We start from the raw sequence: 18,236 nt of genomic DNA on the forward strand, positions 1-18,236 counted from the left end.
GTGATTCGGGAGCCTGTCGATGTTCGCTCTCATGCAAAGCTCCCGCCTTGAATCGCTGCACTTGAGCGTGGACCCGGCGACCGGGTTGAAGGCGGTGATTGCCATTCATTGCAGCCGTCCTGGGCCTGCCCTGGGTGGTTGTCGTTATCTTTCCTACCCCGACGATGAAGCCGCCGTGGCCGACGCCGTGCGCTTGGCCCAAGGCATGAGTTATAAGGCCGCCCTGGCCGGCCTGCCAGTGGGCGGTGGCGTGGCAGTCATCATGCGTCCGGCGCACGTCGAGAGCCGGGCGGCGCTGTTCGAAGCCTTCGGTCGCTGCGTTGAGCAACTGGACGGCCGCTACATCACTGCCATCGACAGCGGCACATCGGTAGCGGACATGGACTGCATCGCCCAGCAAACCCGCCATGTCACCAGCACCACCGCTGCGGGAGACCCGGCGCCCCATGCGGCAATGGGCGTGTTCGCCGGGATTCGCGCCACGGCCATGGCTCGCCTGGGCAGCGATAACCTGGAAAGCCTGCGGGTGGCCATCCAGGGCTTGGGCAATGTCGGTTATGCGCTGGCCGAACAGCTGCATGCGGCGGGCGCCGAACTGCTGGTCAGCGATATCGACCCTGGCAAGGTGCAATTGGCGATGGAGCAACTGGGTGCCCATCCGATCGCCAACGACGCGCTGCTCAGTACGCCCTGCGACATCCTGGCTCCCTGCGGCCTCGGCGCAGTGCTCAACAGCCAGAGCGTGGCGCAACTGCGCTGCTCGGCGGTTGCAGGCTCGGCCCACAACCAATTGAGCAATCTGCAAGTAGCCGATCAGTTGGAAAGACGCGGGATACTCTATGCGCCGGATTACGTGATCAACTCGGGCGGGCTGATCTACGTCGCCCTGAAACATCATGGCGAGGAACTTCCAACCATCACCGCGCACTTGTCGAAGATCGGTGCCCGGCTCACTGAAGTCTTCGCCCATGCCCAGGCGGAGAAGCGCTCACCAGCCCGGGTAGCCGATGAGTTGGCGGAGCGTTTGTTGTACCGATAAAAAAAGACCGCAGCATGTGACAGCTGATACACCTCGTGTATCAGCTGTCACATGCTGCGGTCTTTTTGCTCATTCGTCCGACGGATTGAGCAGTTCGGATAACGCGTCTGGCTGGCTCTTGAAGGCCTTGGCAAACACATCGCGATTCTTCGCCATGTAGATCCCGGCTTCTTCCACTTGTTTCTCGCTCAGCGAAGGCACGGCTTTTTGCAACACCTCTGCCAGCAATTCGGCGAGTTCCAGCATTTTGTCATGACGGTCAGCTTCGGCTTTATCCATGAACAAGCGCTCCAGATCTCGGCTGCTGCGGTATACCACTTCGACGGCCATTCACCACCTCACATGCCTTCACATTGGTTTGTCTATGCGACTACTGTATTTATATACAGGCAAAAGAATAAGCGAATCCTGATGCTTTGGATAGTGGCTTTTTAATGTAGACCGGTTTCTAGGTCTGTCGCCTAGGACAAACGTGTCCGCGACGAGGCCGTTTGATGTCGCCCACGTGTCGAATGCCAGCCCCGTGCCATCTCATTCCGGTCGCTGGCCTTTTTTCTGCATGCAGAACAACCGTCACGTCTAACCCGCATCATCCGGTCGAGCCGACCTAAGGAAAACTACATCGTGAAAATCAACTGGGCCGAGAACCTGCGCCAGAACGTACACCAGCTGGCCGAATCCCTGGGCAACCTGTTCGTCGAGACCTTCCACTACCTGGCGCTGTTCGCCATTGGTGCGGTGACCGCGTGGGCGGCGGTGATGGAGTTCCTGCAGATGATCGAGGAGGGGCACATCAAGATCGACGACATCCTCCTGTTGTTCATCTATCTGGAGTTAGGGGCAATGGTCGGGATTTACTTCAAGACCAACCACATGCCGGTGCGGTTCCTGATCTACGTGGCAATCACCGCGCTGACGCGCCTGCTGATTTCCAACGTTTCTCACCACAGCCCGCCGGACCTCGGAATTATCTACCTGTGTGGTGGCATCCTGCTGCTGGCATTCGCGATCCTGGTAGTGCGCTATGCGTCCTCGCAGTTTCCCTCAGTGAAGATCGAACATCCGCACCGCAAGGTCGGCGCGGGTTCGAGCGAGCATGCTGAAGTGGAAAAGGGCGAAATCTAGAGACCGGCGGCGCTGGAGGCCTGGCCTTGGACCTGCGGCGGCGGCACCTTGATGGTGTCGCCGCCGGTCATGGCTTCGAGGATGGCCACGGCGCTGTGGCCCTGCTCGATGGCAATGCCGAATTGAATGCTCTGCACCAGGCGCTTGAGCCGTTCCGGGTCGTTGCGTTGTTGCGCGCTGATCATGCGCTTGGCAACGACGCGCCCGGCCTTGGACAAGGTCAGCATGATGCTGCCGTCCAGGCCCTGGATGCTCAGGTTGATCTGGTATTGCGGCGCGAAGGCGTCCGTAATGATCTGAAAGGGGTTGTCCATGATGCGTCACCGCCTGATTGAACGTGCAGTTGTTGACCGGCCATGATCAGGATTAGTTCGCAACACCGGACCATCGGCCATTCCATGATCGTATCCATCGCCAGCTTCCCGAGGCGGGCAGGCGGCTGACCAACAGATCGCAGCCCGCGGCGCCTCCTGCAAGGGAAGTAGCAAGGGGCATGCCGGAAAAACTGTCGGACAATGATCACGGCGCCTGGACGCGCAATGCTCTGGAATGCGGTTATGGCGGCAGCCCGTTTCGGGGCACTGGCGGGCCGATGTTCGCTGACGGTGCAGGGCACGCAGGCGGATTGGAATGAACAAGCGGGGCGAGACAACTCCCGACATTAACAGTGCTATTGCTCGTTGTCCGGCTTTATTTGCAAATGAATATTTATCTTTTTTCGGGGGTTGAATTGTTCTTCCGCCAGCCCGACTCTGTATTCAAGGAGCCGTTGCATCAACGTCGACGGCTCCCGGCGAGCTAGCTGAAATAAGGGATGAACTATGCAAATCCAAGTCAACAGCGATAACCATATTCAAGGCAGCATCCGACTGGAGGAGTGGGTACGTACTACCATTGAAAGCACGCTCGAACGTTACGAAGAAGACCTGACACGGGTCGAGGTTCATTTGGGGGATGAGAACGGTGACAAGCCTGGTCCCCATGACTTGCGTTGCCAAATTGAGGCTCGGCCAAAGGGCCATCAACCAATATCCGTGACGCACAAGGCAGATACCCTGGAGCTGGCGCTCGACGGCGCAGCCGAGAAGCTGGAACATGCGCTGGAACACTTGTTTGGCAAACTGCGCGGCAAGCGCGCCGCCACCAACGGCCAGACCGAGTCGATTGCACTGGCTGATGCCATGCTGGAAGAAGAATTCCTCGAGAACGAACGGGCTGCGCTTAACGGCTAAACCCGATCACTGAAACGACCCACCAAACAGACGGGCCTGCAATCGCAGGCCCGTCTTGTTTCAGCTATTCACCATGGCCTGAATCAGAACGCCACGGACGTCTGCACATACAACGTGCGCGGTTCCCCTACGTACTTGCCCCGGTTGTTGTCGTCGAACGAGCGGGTGAAGTACTGGGTATTGAAGATGTTCTTCACGCCCACCGCTACGTTCAGGTCCGACAGTTGCGGGCCGAAGTCATAGGCGGCGCGGCTGCTGAACAGCATGTAGCCAGGAATATTGCCGGTGCTGCCATCGGCGCTTTCAGCGCGGGTATTGGCATTGTCGGCAAACTGCGCGCTCTGGTAGGTGCTGTCCAGGTTCAGCTGCCACGGCCCGTCCGTGTAGCCCACGCCCAGCGTACCTTTGTGCGTGGAGGAAAATGGCACGCGGTTGCCCTTGTTCGGTCCGTCTTCGCGGATGGTGGCGTCGACGTACGCATAAGTGGCGTACACATCAAAGCCGGCCAGCGCCGGGCTCAGGCCGTCGAGAGCATAGTTGATGCTGGTTTCGATGCCTTGGTGGCGAGTCTCGCCCCGGGCGATCACCGAGTCATTGGTCTGGTTGCTTTCGTACTGGTTGTCGAAGTTGATCAGGAAAGCGCCGATTTCCGCCCGCAGGTTGCCATTGTCATAGCGAGTGCCGAGTTCCCAGGTGCGGGCCTTCTCCGGCTTCACTTCGCCGCTGCTGACGCGGTTGGGCATCTGGCTGTACTGCACGCTGCCGAATGAACCTTCGGTGTTGGCGTACAGGTTCCATTGATCGGTCAGGTGATACAGGACGTTCAGCGCCGGCAGGGCTGTGTTGTAGTCGCCCGTGTATTTCACGTTGGTCAAGTTGTTGGTTTGCTGCGACTCGATCATTTCGTAGCGAATGCCGGGCGTGATCGTCCATTTGCCGATATCGATCCGGTCATCGATGAAAAATGCATTGGCTTCGGTTCCGCCACGGGTATCGCGGTCGTTGCGGCTGGAGGTGGTCGGCAACTCGTTGCTGGCGATGGGTGTGCGATAACGCAGTTCATGGCCGGCTTCGTTGATATAGCGATAGCCGACGCCGGCCTCGTGGCTGGTCGGGCCGAGGTCGAAGCCTTGGGCGAAACGGGTTTCCAGGCCGCGTACCCAATATTCGCGGGGTGACAGGGACAGGAACGTGCCCTGGTCCAGATAGCCGCTGCGCAAGGTTTTGGTGAAAAACGTATTGGCGGTAAATTCTCGCCGGTCCTGCTGGTAGCGGTAGCCGAAATTGACCAGGGTACGACGGCCCCAGAATCGGTCCTTCTGACGAGTGGACTGGTATGGGTCGGCGTCGTAGTCGGCGACATTCAGGCCGCCGGGCATATCGGCCTCGCCTTCGTAATACTGGGCCATGGCGCTGAAACTGTTGGCTTCGTCCAGTTGATAGTTGCCCTTGAGGATCAGGTCGTCGATTTGCGTGTCGCTGTGCTCACGCCAGTCGCCGCCGCGGGTGCCGGAATACAACAGGGCGCCGCCCAGGCCGTTATCGGCGGTGCCGCCGGCCAGCAGATTGGCGGACGTCTTGAAGCCATCGTGGCTGGAGGACGGGCTCGCCTCGGTCTGGAAACCGCCTTTGACGGTCGGTGCATCGGGTATTGCCCGGGTCACGAAGTTGACCACGCCGCCGACGTTTTGCGGGCCGTAGCGCACCGCGCCGCCCCCGCGCACGACATCCACCGCGTCCATGTTGCCCATGCTCACGGGAGCAAAGGACAGCTGCGGTTGGCCATACGGCGCGAAAGGCACTGGAATGCCATCCATCAGTACCGTCGAGCGGGAAGCCAGGCGTGGATTGAGGCCACGGATACCGAAATTCAGCGCCATGTCATGGCTGCCGGTGCCGTTGTTTTCCGGTGCGTTGACGCCGGGAATGCGATTGAGCACGTCCCGCGCCTGCGTCGCGCCCTGGCGCTCGAATTCTTCGCGGCGGATGACGTCACGGGCGCCCGGGTGCTCGAACACATTAGTCTGCGCGGCGTCGCCGAGCCAGTCGCCGACCACGGTCGTGGTGCCGATGTCCAACGCGGTGCTGCTGACCGGCTGCAGGCTGAAAGCATTGTCCCCCTCGGGCCGGGCTTGCAGGCCTGTGCCTTCAAGCAGCGCGCTCAGCCCTTGCTCGGGGCTGTAGCTGCCTTCCAGGCCGCGACTCTGCAGGCCTCCGGTCAGTTGCGAGCCGAAGGAGATCAACACGCCGGCTTCGCGGCCGAACTGATTGAGAGCGTTTTCCAGCGACGACGGCGCGATGTGATAGGCCTTGGCCTCTGCAGCCAGCACGGCGGGCAGTGCGACGAAACTCAAGCTGGCCCCCAGGAGCAGTTGACGCGCGACGCGAGCGAGCGGGGTTAGACGGGTGGGTTGCTGCGGCATGGATGGGAGTCCCGAGAAGGTTATATCGAAGTGGCTTTCCTTCTCTGTCACCCGAGGTGTGGAAAACGGCTCACTGGAGCAGCATTTTTTTTCGGTGGGTGGCGATGACTCAAGCGCGAGCTTCGACCGTGACCCAATAGCGAGTGAAGCGCCGCACTTTTACCGGCAGGCTGATTTCCAGCAGATCGAGGATTCGTTCGCTGTTGTCCAGCGGATAAGTCCCGGAGACCAGAAGGTTGGCCACCGCCTCGTCGCAGTGCAGTTGGCCGCGTCGGTAGCGGCCCAGTTCATCAAGGAAATCCGCCAGGCGCATGTGCGCGGCGACCAGCATGCCCTCCGTCCAGGCACCACTGTTGGCGTCCAGCGCGGTGGCGGGCCCGGTGCCGTTGATGCCAAGGGACGCTTGTCGTGAAGCCGTCAGCAGAAAAGCCGGGCCGTGCCCGCTGCGAATGTCCACCTGGCCGGCAAACACCGCTACCTGAGTGTGGCCTGCATACTCGCGTACATTGAAGCGGGCGTCGTGGCTTTCCAGCAGGCCATGGGCGGTCAGCACTTGCAGGGGGCGCGGGTCCTGGGCTGCGGTCAACAACAGTTCCCCTTCCAGCAGGCGGATCAGGCGGCGTTGAGCGTCGAAGCGAATATCGACCGCGCTGGCGCTGTTGAGCTGCAACTGGCTGCCGTCATCCAGTGCCAGGCGCCGCCGCTCGCCCACAGGGCTGCGGAAATCGGCGAGCAATGGCGGTAACAACTGGCGTTCACGCAGGCCCCACGTCACCGCCGAGCCGGCACCCAGCAGCAACAGCATCTTGAGCGCCCGGCGCCGCGTTGCCGACTTGGGTGTGTTGAGCGTCGCATGGGCTAATGGAGAGGACACATTGCGCAGCCGCTGGTTGACCCGCTGGATGTGCTCCCAGGCGCGGCGATGTTCGCTGTGTGCATTGAGCCACTGTTCCCAGGCTTGCTGCTGGCGCGTATCAAGCGGCCCTTGCTGCATTTCCAGCAGCCAGTGCACCGCCTGCTCGGCGACTTGCGCGCTGACGTTCGGCGCGCTTGGCATCGGCGGGTTCACAGGGCGAAGTAGCAGCGCATCGCTGCCTTGTTCAGGTGGCGCTTGACCGTCGCCAGGGAAATACCCAGTTCAAGGGCGATTTCGTTGTAGGTCAGGCCATCGATCTGCGCCAGCAGGAACGCCTTTTTGACCGCACGCGGCAGGCCATCGAGCAGTTGATCCAGCTCCAGCAGCGTTTGCAGGATGATCGCGCGGTCCTCTTCCGAAGGCGCCACCTGTTCGGGCAGTTGGGCAAGCGCGTCAACGTAGGCGCGCTCCAGGTCCTGACGGCGGTAATGGTTGAACAACACACGCTTGGCGATGGTGGTAAGAAAGGCCCGCGGTTCGAGAATTGGCTGGGGATCGCGTGCCGCCAGTACCCGTATGAACGTGTCTTGCGCCAGGTCGGCGGCGCTTTCGGGGCAGGCGAGGCGGCGTCGCAACCAGCCGTTGAGCCAGTTGTGATGGGCGATATAAAGCACTTCGACGGTAGGGGCGGACGGCAACAGGAACACTCCGACAGCGATCGGCTGCGCTAGAGAACAAGAATTGTTCGCATTGTAGGGGTGCGGCGGGGGCTACGGCAATCGGGATGCGTGTCTGCTTATTTGTTGGACCGGGGCGCGACGGCGACTAGCACAGAAACGCCTGTCGATAGTCCCCGGGCGTGGCGCCCACGACTTGGCGAAAACGGTTGGCGAAATGACTGGCGCTGGCGAACCCGCAGGCCAGCGCAACATCGCCCAGCGCTTGTGAAGTGCTGCGCAGCAAGTGTCGCGCCTGTGACAAGCGTCGTGCCAGCACATACTGGTGGGGAGGCAGCCCGAAGCTCTCGCGGAACATTCGGGCGAAATGGTATTCGGACAAGGCGCAAAGCGCCGCCAGTTGCCCAAGGCTGATGCCCTCGGCCAGGTGACTGTCGATGTAGTCCACCAGCATACGCCGTTGATGGGCAGCCAGGCCGCCCTTGAGGCGAAGCCCCTGGCGCAGGCCGACCTGACTCAGCAGCAAATGACTGAGCAGGTCATGGGCCAGGCTGGTGCAGAGCAGGCGTTCGGCGGGTTCGTTCCAGTTCAGCGCGATCAACTGGCGAAAGCGCTGGGCCTGTTGCGCGTCGTCGAGAAACGTTGCCTCATGCAATTGCACTTGCCGAGGTTCACGATCCAGCAACGTGACGCAACCGAGGGCGAACTGTTCGGGGCTGAAATACAGGTGGGCGAGGCGAATGTCACCATTAATGACCCAGGCCGACTCATGCCCGGCCGGCAGCACGCAGAGCTTGTCTGGTGCCCCGGTGGCGTCGGGTCGTTCGCGGCGAAACGTGCCGGTGCCGCCAGCGATGTAGCACGACAGCGTATGGTGGGTTGGCGCCTCGTAGTCACGGGCGTCATGGTGATTGCTCCACAAAGCGGCCGCCAAGCCGTCCCCAAGCTCGGCGCTGTGCTCAAGGCGAGCGTTGGGCGAGCTGTTGAGGGCTTGAAAGACTTGCAAGGTTTGCAGTGTGGACATGATCGGTTCTCTCCAACGCCTTGCATCCTACTCCGTCGGCCGATCCGTGCCAGCCCGCCAGCCGACAAAACCGCAAGTTTACGCAAGCGCCAGGTCAATGACGGCGTGACACTGGGAACCATTGCCAGGAGTCGCCGTCATGAACCTCTCGCTGTACCTGCTTACCGTGATCATTTGGGGCACCACGTGGATTGCGCTGAAATTGCAATTGGGCGTGGTCGCCATCCCGGTGTCGATCGTTTATCGCTTTGGCCTCGCGGCGCTGATTCTGTTCGTGATGCTGTTGCTCAGCCGGCGCTTGCAAGTGATGAACCAGCGCGGCCATCTGATTTGCGTCGCCCAGGGCTTGTGCCTGTTCTGCATCAACTTCATGTGTTTCCTGACCGCCAGTCAGTGGATTCCCAGCGGGCTGATTGCCGTGGTGTTCTCCACGGCCACCCTTTGGAACGCCCTGAATGCGCGGGTTTTCTTCAGTCAGCGGATTGCCCGTAACGTGTTGCTGGGCGGTGCGCTGGGGCTGTTCGGGCTGGCGCTATTGTTCTGGCCGGAGCTGGCCGGTCACAGCGCAAGCCCGCAAACGTTGCTCGGATTGGCATTGGCGCTCTTGGGAACGTTGTGTTTCTCGGCGGGCAACATGCTGTCGAGCCTGCAACAGAAAGCCGGCCTGAAGCCGCTGACGACCAACGCTTGGGGCATGGCCTACGGGGCCGCGATGCTGTCCGTGTGGTCTCTGTTTCACGGCATCCCGTTCGACATGGAATGGAACACGCGTTACGTGGGCTCGCTGTTGTATTTGGTCATTCCAGGTTCGGTCATCGGCTTTACCGCCTACCTGACGCTGGTAGGGCGCATGGGCCCAGAGCGGGCGGCGTATTGCACGGTGCTGTTCCCGGTGGTGGCATTGAACGTCTCGGCGTTTGCCGAGGGTTATCAATGGACGGCGCCAGCGTTGGTCGGGCTGGTGCTGGTGATGCTGGGCAACGTGCTGGTGTTCCGCAAGCCGCGACCCGTGGCCGCGCAAGTCTCGCTAGCTCGCTGAGCCATTACGTCTGACGTTAATCCCGTGGAGGGAGCAAGCTCCCTCGCCACGGTGTGTTCCTCGTGGTGTCCGCGGTTATTTCCAGACTTGCGAGTTGACCAGGTTCTTTGGTCGCTCGCCCAGCAAGGCGCTGCGCAGGTTCTCCACGGCCAGATTGGCCATGGCCTCACGGGTTTCATGGGTAGCCGAACCGATATGCGGCAAGGTCACGGCGTTTTTCAGCTGGAACAGCGGTGACTCTGCCAGCGGCTCTTTCTCATAGACATCCAGCCCGGCGCCGCGGATGCGGTTGTTCTGTAAGGCTTCGATCAGCGCCGGCTCGTCCACCACCGGGCCACGGGAGATGTTGACCAGGATGGCGCTAGGTTTCATCAGGCCCAGCTCGCGTTGGCCGATCAGGTGACGGGTCTTCTCGCTCAACGGCACCACGAGGCAGACGAAGTCGGCTTCGGCCAGCAGCTGGTCCAGTTCGCGAAATTGCGCACCCAGCTGGGTTTCCAGTTCGGTCTTGCGGCTGTTGCCGCTGTAGAGGATCGGCATGTTGAACCCCAGCCGGCCGCGTCGGGCAATGGCTGCGCCGATATTACCCATGCCGACGATACCCAGGGTCTTGCCATGCACATCGCTGCCGAACAGCGGTGGCGCGACCGTCGCTTGCCACTGTCCGGCCTTGGTCCAGGCGTCCAGTTCAGCGACGCGACGGGCACTGCTCATCAGCAGCGCGAACGCCAGGTCGGCGGTGCTTTCGGTGAGCACGTCGGGTGTGTTGGTGAGCATGATTCCGCGTTCATTGAAGTACGCCAGGTCATAGTTGTCATAGCCCACCGACACGCTGGACACCACTTGCAGCTTCGCGGCGTTTTGCAGTTGCTCGCGGCCGAGCTTGCGGCCGACACCGATCAACCCGTGGACGTGGGGCAAGGCTTCATTGAACTGCGCGTTGATGTCGCCGTTCGACGGGTTGGGCACAATCACGTCGAAGTCCTGTCGCAGGCGCTCAATCATAGGCGGCGTGATGCGGCTGAAGGCAAGTACGGTTTTTTTCATCGTGCAAGGCTCTCTGCAGGGAATACCAAGCACGCTAACATTCCTGGCGCGGGTTAGGCGAGGGGGGCGGTGTTTTTGGTGCACCGCAACTCCCTATGGAGGCTATGCCGCCCGCAGCGAAATAAAGGCGTAGTTCACCGGCGTTTCAGTGACGACGCATGCGCCGGCGGCTTTGACCTGGCTGGCGATGTCATCACCGGACAGATGGAACTGCCATTCTCCTGCCGCTTGCTCAAGCGGCTGCGAGCGGGCCTGATCGATGGCAGCGGCGAACGCGCTCATGTCCGGCAGGTACGCGGTGAACCCATCACCTTTGAGCGCAGTGGTGTGAATGCCCAGGGCCACGCAAATGCGTTCCTTCATGCCGATCTCCTGACGATCGGCCTGGCGCGAGCGCTCAATCAGCCGAGCGAGCTCCTGGTCGACCAATTGACCGCCGACAATCAACTGCGGCCCCGTTTCCCACGACTCCGGCGGACAATCCTTGGTGGCGGTGTCGAGCGGGATGTGCGGGTTGATTTCCATCGGATAGATGCGGCACACCAAGGGGCGGCGCTCATAGATGCGGCACAGGTTGTCGGCGTCCAGATTATGGCAAGGGCCGGCGTTGTAGGCGGCAAACGTGATCGCCACGAGGGCCTCGCTCGTGCCGCTGCGCACCACCGCCGAACGCCGTTCGGCGTGCTCGCGTTGTGCCACGGGCAGACCGAGGCCATTGGCCAGGAAGGCCTCGACCAGGACGATCACTTGCCCGCCATCCTTCGCCCACATCCTGGCTTCGTCGAGGGTCAGGGGAACGTGATGACCGGTACAGCATTTGCCGCACCCTACACAGGAAAACGTTGTGTTCATTGATCGACCGAAGACAAATGGGCTGAAAGCAGCGACAGAAAAGCGCCGCGATGCGCCCTGCGAAGCAAGTTATGCGCCAGCCATCATGGATTGCCAGCCGGGCGGATCGAATCCCATTCGGTCACGAACGCGGTCTTGGTTTTCTTGCGGTAGAGACACAGCTCGGTGCCGCTCGCGCCTTTCATGTGGGCCTGCGGGTATTGGCCTTGCAGCAACAGCGCGGTGTAGCCCACCCGGTCGTCGAATTGCGCGGCGCTGCCGATCGGTTCGGGGTTTTTCAGGGTGCTGGCCTTGAGGCAGCTGGCGAGCACTTTTTTGTCGTAGGCAGCCCAGGCGTCGGGGCTGGAAGCGTGAGCCTGGAGGGTCATTGCGGCGATAAAGCCGAAGAGCGTCAGGGCCGGGGTTTTCATCAGCGAAGTCCTTGTTTGGGAAGACAAGGACTGGAGTATGCCTGAGGATGGCCCGGCTCAAAGGCTGCAAACACCGCAGCCTCGAAGCGGGCAGCGGTCAGCGACCTTGTTCGGCAACCGCCTTGGCCGCCGTGATCAGGCACTTGGTCAATTCCGGTGAAGAGAACTTGGTGAGTACCCCGTTGGCGCCGGCCAGCCTGGCCTTTTCGCTGTTCATGGCGCTGTCGAGCGAGGTATGCAGCAACACGTAGAGGTGAGCGAAGTCCGGCGTCTCGCGCAGCGTGCGGGTGAGGGCGTAGCCGTCCATCTCCGACATCTCGATGTCGGAGACGATCAGATTGATCTCTTGTGCGGTGCCCTGCAGCTCCAACAGGCAGTCGATGGCTTCCTTGGCGCTGCGGGCGGTGTGGCATTGCAGGCCGAGGTTACGCAGGGTATGCACCGATTGTTGCAGCGCCACCTGGCTGTCATCGACCACGAGGATACGCGCGTTGCCCAGCACTTCGGCGTCTTCCATGCTCAGCTCGGTCGGTGCTGTCTCGATCTGCGCGGGCGCTATGCCATGGATGACTTTTTCGATGTCCAGCACTTGCACCAGCGTACCGTCTACCGAGGTCACGCCGGTAATGAACGCTCGCACACCGCCGGAGCCGTAGGGCGGCGGTTTGATGTCAGTGGTCAGGCAATGCACGATCTTGCTCACGGCCTGTACGTGCAAGCCCTGTTTGGAGCGGCTGACATCGGTGACGATCAGGCAGCCGCCGTCCGGATCTTCCAGCGGCCGTTCGCCAATGGCGCGGCTCAGGTCGATCACCGACAGCGATGTCCCGCGCAGCGTGGCGATGCCTTTGACGTGCGGATGCGACTCCGGCAGCTTGGTCAGCGGCGGGCAGGGGATGATTTCACTGACCTTGAGCAGGTTGATCGCCATCAGCTTGCCGCTGCGCAAGGTAAACAGCAGAAGCGAAAGTGAATCTGCGCGGGCTTTGTTTGAAGACATAAAAACCTTCTGTGGAAAAAGGTGAGGCGAGCGGGAACATCGCCAAGACAGCTTTGATAATGGGTTATCGACTTGTCGGGGGCAGGCTTTAGGACGAAAACCATCGACAACGAGGATCGCTATAACGGGGACTGGTGAAAGGTGGCGCCCTCGGCCACTACTTGAGGCCCAGGCGCTTCGCCATGCGCCCCAGGTTCGCCCGGTCCAGGCCCAGCTCCCGGGCGGCGCTGGCCCAGTTGTGCTGGTGGCGTTCCAGGCAGGCGCCGATCATTTGTCGCTGATAATTTTCCGTGGCCTGGCGCAAGTCACCGGACACCGTCACCGTGGACTGCGGCGCGAGGCTGATCGTTGGGACGTTCTCTGCGGTGGCATGGGGCAAGTCAAGATCCCCGGCGCTCAAGCTGAGAATCTTCGGCCGTATTTTGCAATGACCCAGTGCCTTCAAGGCGCTGCGACCGATCAGGTGTTCCAGCTCGCGCACGTTGCCCGGCCAATCGTAGGCTAGCAATGCGGCCTGGGCATCGCTGGTCAGGCGAAGGCTGCCCAGGCCCATGCGCGAACGGTTCTGTTCGAGGAAGAACCCGGCGAGCAACAGCACATCGCGTCCGCGCTCACGCAGCGGTGGCACCTGCAGCGGGTACACGCTCAGTCGATGGTAGAAATCGGCCCGATAACGGCCATTGCGCACCTCCTCGGCGAGGTCGCGATTGGTCGCCGCGATCAGGCGCACATCGACGCGGTGTTCTTTGTCCGAGCCGAGCCGCTGCAACTGCCCGCTCTGCAGCACACGCAACAGCTTGGCCTGGACGGTCAGGGACAGTTCACCGACTTCATCGAGAAACAACGTGCCGCCATCGGCCAGTTCGAACTTTCCGCGTCGGTCGTTCGTGGCCCCGGTGAAAGCGCCCCGTACATGGCCGAACAGCTCGCTTTCAACCAGAGTGTCCGGCAGGGCCGCGCAGTTGAGGCTGATCAGCGGCTGGTCGGCGCGCTGGGAGGCGGCGTGGATCGCCTGGGCCACCAACTCTTTGCCGACACCGGTTTCGCCGGTGATCAGCACCGTCAGGTCGCTGCCACCCACCAAATTGATTTCTTCCACCAAGCGTTTATGGGCCTTGCTCTGGCCGACCATGTCGCGGTGCTGCTGGCCGCTGGCCTGGCGATAAACCTCGGCACGGTGGTGTTCGTCTTCGGCCCTCAAGGCCAGGTGCTCGATACGCTGGGCCGCGCTGACCGTTGCGGCGGCGAGGCTCGCGAAGGCTTGCAAGGCGCTCAGGTCGATGGGCTCGAAACGTTCCGGGTCCAGGGAGTCGAGGGTCAGCAATCCCCAGGGCCGCTCATCGACGAACAGCGGGCACCCCATGCAATCGTGGACTTCGAGATGCTCGTCCAGCCCCTCGACCAGCCCATCGTATGGATCGGGCAGATCGCTGTCGGTGGCGAAGCGAGTCGGCTGCGCACTGGCCAGCAACGCCTCGAAACGCGGATGCTCGCTGATGCGGAACCGCCGACCCAGCGTGTCGGCGCTCAAGCCATCCACCGCCAACGGCACCAGGCAGTCGCCGTCCAGGCGCAGCAGTGCGGCGGCATCGCAAGGCAGGAGGGCGCGCAAGGCGCCGAGCAGGCGGCGGTAGCGCTCGCTCTCCGGCAGTTCGCGGGACAGGTCCGCCACCAGGGGCAGCAGCGAGGTGAGCAAGGAGGTTGCGGTCATAATGACTCCATCTGGTCATATTGACTATAAACGGTAGCGTGTCGTTATGACTATCTTGTTCTCAATCTATTGAAATTAAAGGAATAAATTATTGGCACGGAAACTGATAAACCTAGGCATCTGTTATCAGTTCCAAGCGAGGAGTTACCCATGCTGAGTCGAGAACAACGCACCATTATCCGCTCCACCGTCCCATTGCTGGAAAGCGGTGGTGAAGCGCTCATCACTCACTTCTACCGCATGATGCTGGCTGAGTACCCGCAAGTGCGGCCGCTGTTCAATCAGGCCCACCAGGCCAGTGGCGACCAGCCGCGTGCCTTGGCCAACGGTGTGCTGATGTATGCGCGGCACATCGATCAGCTCGACCAGTTGGGCGACCTGGTGGCGAAAATCGTCAACAAGCATGTCGCCTTGCAGATTCAACCGGAACACTATCCGATCGTCGGTTCATGCCTGCTGCGGGCAATCGCCGAGGTGCTGGGCGAGGAAATCGCCACGCCTGAAGTGATTTCGGCATGGGGCGCCGCCTACAACCAGTTGGCCGATATCCTCATCGGCGCCGAAGCCGGGCTGTATGACCAGAAGGCCGCGGCACCAGGCGGCTGGCGCGGCGAGCGCGAGTTCATCCTGACGGCCAAGGTGCCGGAAAGCTCGGAGATCACCTCGTTCTACTTCGAGCCGGCGGACAACGGGCCGATTCTGCAAGCGGAGCCGGGCCAGTACATCGGCATGAAGCTGGTGCTGGGCGGCGAAGAAGTGCGGCGCAATTATTCGCTGTCGGCCCTGGCGGACAACGGTCAATACCGCATCAGCGTCAAGCGCGAGGCGGGCGGTCGCGTGTCCAATTACCTGCACGACGATTTCCTGGTGGGCAGCAGCATCCAGCTCTTCCCGCCGTCCGGGGACTTTTACCTCACGGCCAGCGATAAGCCGCTGGTGTTGATCAGCGGCGGCGTTGGCATCACTCCAACCCTGGCGATGCTGCAGGCTGCGCTGCAAACCGAGCGGCCGGTGCATTTCATCCACTGTGCGCGCAACGGCGGCGTCCACGCTTTCCGCGACTGGATCGACGACCTGGCCGCGCGTCACCCGCAACTCAAGCGTTTTTATTGCTACGACGAAGACGACGGTTCGGGTCGCGTGGCTGACAAGGTCGGGTTGTTGGGCGAGCAACAGTTGGCGCAATGGCTGCCGGAGCAGCGGGACGTCGATGCCTACTTCCTTGGACCGAAGGGTTTCATGGCGGCCGTCAAGCGTCACCTCAAGGCCTTGGGCGTGCCAGCGCAACAGAGCCGCTACGAGTTCTTTGGTCCGGCAGCGGCGCTGGAATAAGACAGCATCGAGCCTGCTCGCGATGGGGGCGGCACTGTCCGGCCCCATTCCAAAGAGCCTTCCCCAGCCAGAATTAATCCACAGTTAACTCTCTTCCTGTCTATTCCCTTGATGTTGCCGACGGCGGCTCGTTCACGGCCATGGTCTGCGTGTAGACTTCGGCCATCCGATAGCGCGCCGGGTGCCGCCAGGTCGCGCGTCGATCCATGTCTATAAAGGGAAACGCAATGAGTGAGGAAATGATGCGGTTAGGCCGAGAACGGCGCTACCTCGTGCTGCTGGGGCTGATCTGCCTGGGGCTCATCGGCGGTGCGCTGTACATGCAGGTGGTACTCGGCGAAGCGCCATGCCCACTGTGCATCCTGCAGCGCTATGCGTTGTTGCTGATCGCCATCTTCGCCTTCATCGGTGCCGCCATGCGCACGCGCCGCAGCCTGACGATTTTCGAAGGCCTGGTGGTGCTGTGTGCCTTGGCCGGGGCAGGCGTGGCGGGTCATCACGTGTACACCCAGTTTTTCCCCGCGGTCAGCTGTGGCGTCGACGTCCTGCAACCGATTGTGGACGACCTGCCGCTGGCGAAGATTTTCCCGCTGGGCTTCCAGGTCGATGGTTTCTGCTCCACCCCGTATCCACCGATCCTCGGTCTGTCGCTGGCGCAATGGGCGCTGGTGGCGTTCGTGTTGACCGTGGTGCTGGTGCCTTTGCTGGTGTCGCGTAATCGCAAGCCGCTTCGCTGACGAAACGCTTGAGACGCCCCGGTTTCTTCTTTCAGGAGCCGGGGCGTTTTGCATTTCAGTCCCAGCGGGAGACAGCCTTGATCCGGGACAAGAATGCCCTGCGACAACGTGCGACACGTTGTCACATATCTCGCCCCCGGCGACCTTTCAAGGCGTGAATAGGCGTCCGATCCTGCAACAAAAAAACAGCCGGATTGGCCCTGGTTCGCTCGCCAGTTCTCTGTTGGAGCAGGCATTTTTAACAGCGAAGCATCCTGCCGTACAGCCCCCGAAAAATGGGCGCATTAAGGGCGTTCAGGTCCGATGGGATGCCCTGGAGCTGTCTAAATCGGGCGTAGTAGCCCTACGATTTTTGGGGTTCTTGTTGAGAATTAATTTCGATAACATGCTGGCCCGTTGCAATAGCGGCGACAGATTGTTGCCGGATCGGATAAAAATTATTTCGGGTTAAGACATGGTCTCCAAGGCTCCAGCTCACTACAATCGCCCGCACCGATTTTCCGACCCGGCTCAGGCTTGAGCACGAGAGTGGTCGAAGGGCGCGAGCGCCCCATGCGACCCCAGGTGTCGGTGCCTCCAACTACCCGCACCAAATGGAATTGGGCTTGAACTAGGCCTTTGACCAACGAATAAGAACTCACTGCTGGCCCAGGATGTGTCGAACAGCGTCTGACGTTCGAAGGGCAGCCCTTATTCAATCCAAGAAAATGCCAACCCTTGGCAGGGTGAAGTGTTGGCGATCAAAACCCAACTGCATTGCGCAAGCTGCTTTAGAGGTCGTGAGATGAGTAAAAACAGGTACCCCCGATTACTAGGCTTGTTGCCGCTGCTCGGCACGTTGCTGCTGGGAGGCTGCAATATGACCTTGCTCGATCCCAAGGGCCAGGTCGGCCTGGATGAACGAAACCTGATCATCACCGCCACGCTGCTGATGTTGCTGGTCGTCGTGCCGGTTATCGTCATGACGTTCCTGTTCGCCTGGAAATACCGCGCGTCCAACACCAGTGCCACCTACACCCCGAAATGGTCCCACTCGACCAAAATCGAAATCGCGGTGTGGACCATTCCGGTACTGATCATCATTGCCCTGGGTTACATCACCTACAAGTCGACCCACGCCCTGGATCCGTACCGCCCGCTGGACTCCGACGTCAAGCCGATCACCATCGAAGTGGTCTCGATGGACTGGAAGTGGCTGTTCATCTATCCGGAACAAGGCATTGCCACGGTCAACAAGATCGTGTTCCCGGCCCATACGCCGATCAACTTCAAGGTCACCTCCGACACCGTGATGAACTCGTTCTTCATCCCGGGCCTGGGCGGCCAGATCTATGCGATGGCCGGCATGCAGACCAAGCTGCACCTGATCGCCAACCAGAACGCCGAACTCGACGGTATCTCCGCCAACTACAGCGGCGCGGGTTTCACCGGTATGAAGTTCAAAGCAATCGCCACGACCCAGGAAGATTTCGACGCCTGGGTCAACGATGTGAAGAAGGCACCTAAACAGCTTGAAAAAGCTGAATACGAAGCCCTTTCCAAGCCGAGCCAGAACAACCCAGTCGAACTTTACTCGTCGGTCACGCCGAACCTGTTCCAGACCATCATCGATAAGTATGAAGGGATGAATCCGGGCAAGCCGATGCATCACGAGAAGCACGAGAAGGAAGTGGTCCACAACATGGAAGGGATGGACATGAGCTCGCATTCAGCTGCCGGGGCAGAGGAGTAA

At 61.0% G+C, this 18,236-nt stretch carries 19 protein-coding genes; 8 read left to right on the forward strand and 11 right to left on the reverse strand.

Annotation, left to right across the window (positions count from 1 at the left end; translation table 11 throughout):
• Nucleotides 1-19 precede the first annotated feature (19 nt).
• Entirely contained in the window at nucleotides 20-1,039 is a 1,020-nt protein-coding gene (locus tag J3P82_RS05155; protein WP_434561243.1) for a Glu/Leu/Phe/Val dehydrogenase dimerization domain-containing protein, read from the forward strand.
• A 69-nt stretch (nucleotides 1,040-1,108) separates the two neighbouring features.
• Here the strand turns inward: J3P82_RS05155 and J3P82_RS05160 are convergent, their stop codons facing one another.
• A complete protein-coding gene (locus J3P82_RS05160; RefSeq protein ID WP_014340121.1) occupies nucleotides 1,109-1,369 on the reverse strand; it encodes a YebG family protein in 261 nt (86 codons plus the stop codon).
• A 294-nt stretch (nucleotides 1,370-1,663) separates the two neighbouring features.
• On the opposite strand from J3P82_RS05160, the gene J3P82_RS05165 reads away from it, so the two are divergent.
• Entirely contained in the window at nucleotides 1,664-2,164 is a 501-nt protein-coding gene (locus tag J3P82_RS05165; RefSeq protein ID WP_186611035.1) for a phosphate-starvation-inducible protein PsiE, read from the forward strand.
• Here the strand turns inward: J3P82_RS05165 and J3P82_RS05170 are convergent.
• A complete protein-coding gene (locus J3P82_RS05170) occupies nucleotides 2,161-2,478 on the reverse strand; it encodes a DUF3509 domain-containing protein (protein WP_434561245.1) in 318 nt (105 codons plus the stop codon). The genes J3P82_RS05165 and J3P82_RS05170 overlap by 4 nt on opposite strands.
• Before the next feature lie 179 nt (nucleotides 2,479-2,657).
• Here J3P82_RS05170 and J3P82_RS05175 point away from each other — a divergent pair, with 179 nt between their 5' ends.
• Nucleotides 2,658-2,798, forward strand: a complete 141-nt coding sequence (locus J3P82_RS05175; protein ID WP_434561247.1) for a hypothetical protein — start codon at nucleotides 2,658-2,660, stop codon at nucleotides 2,796-2,798.
• A 187-nt stretch (nucleotides 2,799-2,985) separates the two neighbouring features.
• The gene (locus J3P82_RS05180) at nucleotides 2,986-3,396 is read left to right on the forward strand and encodes an HPF/RaiA family ribosome-associated protein (RefSeq protein WP_305496719.1); all 411 of its coding nucleotides are present in this window, start codon (nucleotides 2,986-2,988) and stop codon (nucleotides 3,394-3,396) included.
• Between the two features lie 83 nt (nucleotides 3,397-3,479).
• On the opposite strand, the gene fecA is transcribed toward J3P82_RS05180, so the two are convergent.
• From fecA to J3P82_RS05200, 4 genes are all read right to left on the reverse strand, one after another.
• The gene (fecA, locus tag J3P82_RS05185) at nucleotides 3,480-5,819 is read right to left on the reverse strand and encodes a TonB-dependent Fe(3+) dicitrate receptor FecA (RefSeq protein ID WP_434561249.1); all 2,340 of its coding nucleotides are present in this window, start codon (nucleotides 5,817-5,819) and stop codon (nucleotides 3,480-3,482) included.
• Between the two features lie 109 nt (nucleotides 5,820-5,928).
• Complete coding sequence (locus J3P82_RS05190; protein ID WP_434561251.1) at nucleotides 5,929-6,876, reverse strand: FecR domain-containing protein; 948 nt, start codon at nucleotides 6,874-6,876, stop codon at nucleotides 5,929-5,931.
• Nucleotides 6,877-6,884: 8 nt separating this feature from the next.
• Nucleotides 6,885-7,373, reverse strand: a complete 489-nt coding sequence (locus tag J3P82_RS05195) for a sigma-70 family RNA polymerase sigma factor (RefSeq protein ID WP_434561253.1) — start codon at nucleotides 7,371-7,373, stop codon at nucleotides 6,885-6,887.
• A 127-nt stretch (nucleotides 7,374-7,500) separates the two neighbouring features.
• Entirely contained in the window at nucleotides 7,501-8,376 is an 876-nt protein-coding gene (locus J3P82_RS05200) for a helix-turn-helix domain-containing protein (RefSeq protein WP_434561255.1), read from the reverse strand.
• A gap of 139 nt (nucleotides 8,377-8,515) precedes the next feature.
• On the opposite strand from J3P82_RS05200, the gene J3P82_RS05205 reads away from it, so the two are divergent.
• On the forward strand, nucleotides 8,516-9,415 hold the full coding sequence (locus J3P82_RS05205) for a DMT family transporter (protein WP_434561257.1): 900 nt from the start codon (nucleotides 8,516-8,518) through the stop codon (nucleotides 9,413-9,415).
• 75 nt (nucleotides 9,416-9,490) lie between these two features.
• Here J3P82_RS05205 and J3P82_RS05210 read toward each other — a convergent pair whose 3' ends face one another.
• From J3P82_RS05210 to norR, 5 genes are all read right to left on the reverse strand, one after another.
• The gene (locus J3P82_RS05210) at nucleotides 9,491-10,462 is read right to left on the reverse strand and encodes a 2-hydroxyacid dehydrogenase (protein WP_434561259.1); all 972 of its coding nucleotides are present in this window, start codon (nucleotides 10,460-10,462) and stop codon (nucleotides 9,491-9,493) included.
• 102 nt (nucleotides 10,463-10,564) lie between these two features.
• The gene (locus tag J3P82_RS05215; RefSeq protein ID WP_434561261.1) at nucleotides 10,565-11,314 is read right to left on the reverse strand and encodes a YkgJ family cysteine cluster protein; all 750 of its coding nucleotides are present in this window, start codon (nucleotides 11,312-11,314) and stop codon (nucleotides 10,565-10,567) included.
• An 83-nt stretch (nucleotides 11,315-11,397) separates the two neighbouring features.
• On the reverse strand, nucleotides 11,398-11,724 hold the full coding sequence (locus J3P82_RS05220; protein ID WP_434561263.1) for a hypothetical protein: 327 nt from the start codon (nucleotides 11,722-11,724) through the stop codon (nucleotides 11,398-11,400).
• A 97-nt stretch (nucleotides 11,725-11,821) separates the two neighbouring features.
• Entirely contained in the window at nucleotides 11,822-12,724 is a 903-nt protein-coding gene (locus tag J3P82_RS05225) for a chemotaxis protein CheV (protein ID WP_030139917.1), read from the reverse strand.
• Nucleotides 12,725-12,881: 157 nt separating this feature from the next.
• A complete protein-coding gene (norR, locus tag J3P82_RS05230; RefSeq protein WP_434561265.1) occupies nucleotides 12,882-14,435 on the reverse strand; it encodes a nitric oxide reductase transcriptional regulator NorR in 1,554 nt (517 codons plus the stop codon).
• A 150-nt stretch (nucleotides 14,436-14,585) separates the two neighbouring features.
• Between norR and hmpA the strand changes: the two genes are divergently transcribed.
• The 3 genes from hmpA (at nucleotide 14,586) to cyoA (ending at nucleotide 18,236) form a co-directional block, all read left to right on the forward strand.
• On the forward strand, nucleotides 14,586-15,767 hold the full coding sequence (gene hmpA / locus J3P82_RS05235; protein ID WP_434561267.1) for an NO-inducible flavohemoprotein: 1,182 nt from the start codon (nucleotides 14,586-14,588) through the stop codon (nucleotides 15,765-15,767).
• Between the two features lie 227 nt (nucleotides 15,768-15,994).
• On the forward strand, nucleotides 15,995-16,504 hold the full coding sequence (locus J3P82_RS05240; protein ID WP_186611021.1) for a disulfide bond formation protein B: 510 nt from the start codon (nucleotides 15,995-15,997) through the stop codon (nucleotides 16,502-16,504).
• Nucleotides 16,505-17,288: 784 nt separating this feature from the next.
• Nucleotides 17,289-18,236, forward strand: a complete 948-nt coding sequence (gene cyoA, locus J3P82_RS05245) for a ubiquinol oxidase subunit II (protein ID WP_434561269.1) — start codon at nucleotides 17,289-17,291, stop codon at nucleotides 18,234-18,236.

Source organism: Pseudomonas sp. Z4-20 (assembly GCF_051131955.1).
Lineage (GTDB): Bacteria > Pseudomonadota > Gammaproteobacteria > Pseudomonadales > Pseudomonadaceae > Aquipseudomonas > Aquipseudomonas marvdashtae.

What these genes read in the sequence shown, in the direction of transcription:
- norR (WP_434561265.1), bottom strand. Translation starts at nt 14,435, where the DNA reads ATGACCGCAACCTCCTTGCTCACCTCGCTGCTGCCCCTGGTGGCGGAC.
- J3P82_RS05200 (WP_434561255.1), bottom strand. Translation starts at nt 8,376, where the DNA reads ATGTCCACACTGCAAACCTTGCAAGTCTTTCAAGCCCTCAACAGCTCG.
- J3P82_RS05220 (WP_434561263.1), bottom strand. Translation starts at nt 11,724, where the DNA reads ATGAAAACCCCGGCCCTGACGCTCTTCGGCTTTATCGCCGCAATGACC.
- J3P82_RS05180 (WP_305496719.1), top strand. Translation starts at nt 2,986, where the DNA reads ATGCAAATCCAAGTCAACAGCGATAACCATATTCAAGGCAGCATCCGA.
- J3P82_RS05155 (WP_434561243.1), top strand. Translation starts at nt 20, where the DNA reads ATGTTCGCTCTCATGCAAAGCTCCCGCCTTGAATCGCTGCACTTGAGC.
- J3P82_RS05175 (WP_434561247.1), top strand. Translation starts at nt 2,658, where the DNA reads ATGCCGGAAAAACTGTCGGACAATGATCACGGCGCCTGGACGCGCAAT.
- J3P82_RS05215 (WP_434561261.1), bottom strand. Translation starts at nt 11,314, where the DNA reads ATGAACACAACGTTTTCCTGTGTAGGGTGCGGCAAATGCTGTACCGGT.
- J3P82_RS05160 (WP_014340121.1), bottom strand. Translation starts at nt 1,369, where the DNA reads ATGGCCGTCGAAGTGGTATACCGCAGCAGCCGAGATCTGGAGCGCTTG.
- J3P82_RS05190 (WP_434561251.1), bottom strand. Translation starts at nt 6,876, where the DNA reads ATGCCAAGCGCGCCGAACGTCAGCGCGCAAGTCGCCGAGCAGGCGGTG.
- J3P82_RS05210 (WP_434561259.1), bottom strand. Translation starts at nt 10,462, where the DNA reads ATGAAAAAAACCGTACTTGCCTTCAGCCGCATCACGCCGCCTATGATT.
- cyoA (WP_434561269.1), top strand. Translation starts at nt 17,289, where the DNA reads ATGAGTAAAAACAGGTACCCCCGATTACTAGGCTTGTTGCCGCTGCTC.
- J3P82_RS05240 (WP_186611021.1), top strand. Translation starts at nt 15,995, where the DNA reads ATGAGTGAGGAAATGATGCGGTTAGGCCGAGAACGGCGCTACCTCGTG.
- J3P82_RS05205 (WP_434561257.1), top strand. Translation starts at nt 8,516, where the DNA reads ATGAACCTCTCGCTGTACCTGCTTACCGTGATCATTTGGGGCACCACG.
- J3P82_RS05225 (WP_030139917.1), bottom strand. Translation starts at nt 12,724, where the DNA reads ATGTCTTCAAACAAAGCCCGCGCAGATTCACTTTCGCTTCTGCTGTTT.
- hmpA (WP_434561267.1), top strand. Translation starts at nt 14,586, where the DNA reads ATGCTGAGTCGAGAACAACGCACCATTATCCGCTCCACCGTCCCATTG.
- J3P82_RS05170 (WP_434561245.1), bottom strand. Translation starts at nt 2,478, where the DNA reads ATGGACAACCCCTTTCAGATCATTACGGACGCCTTCGCGCCGCAATAC.
- fecA (WP_434561249.1), bottom strand. Translation starts at nt 5,819, where the DNA reads ATGCCGCAGCAACCCACCCGTCTAACCCCGCTCGCTCGCGTCGCGCGT.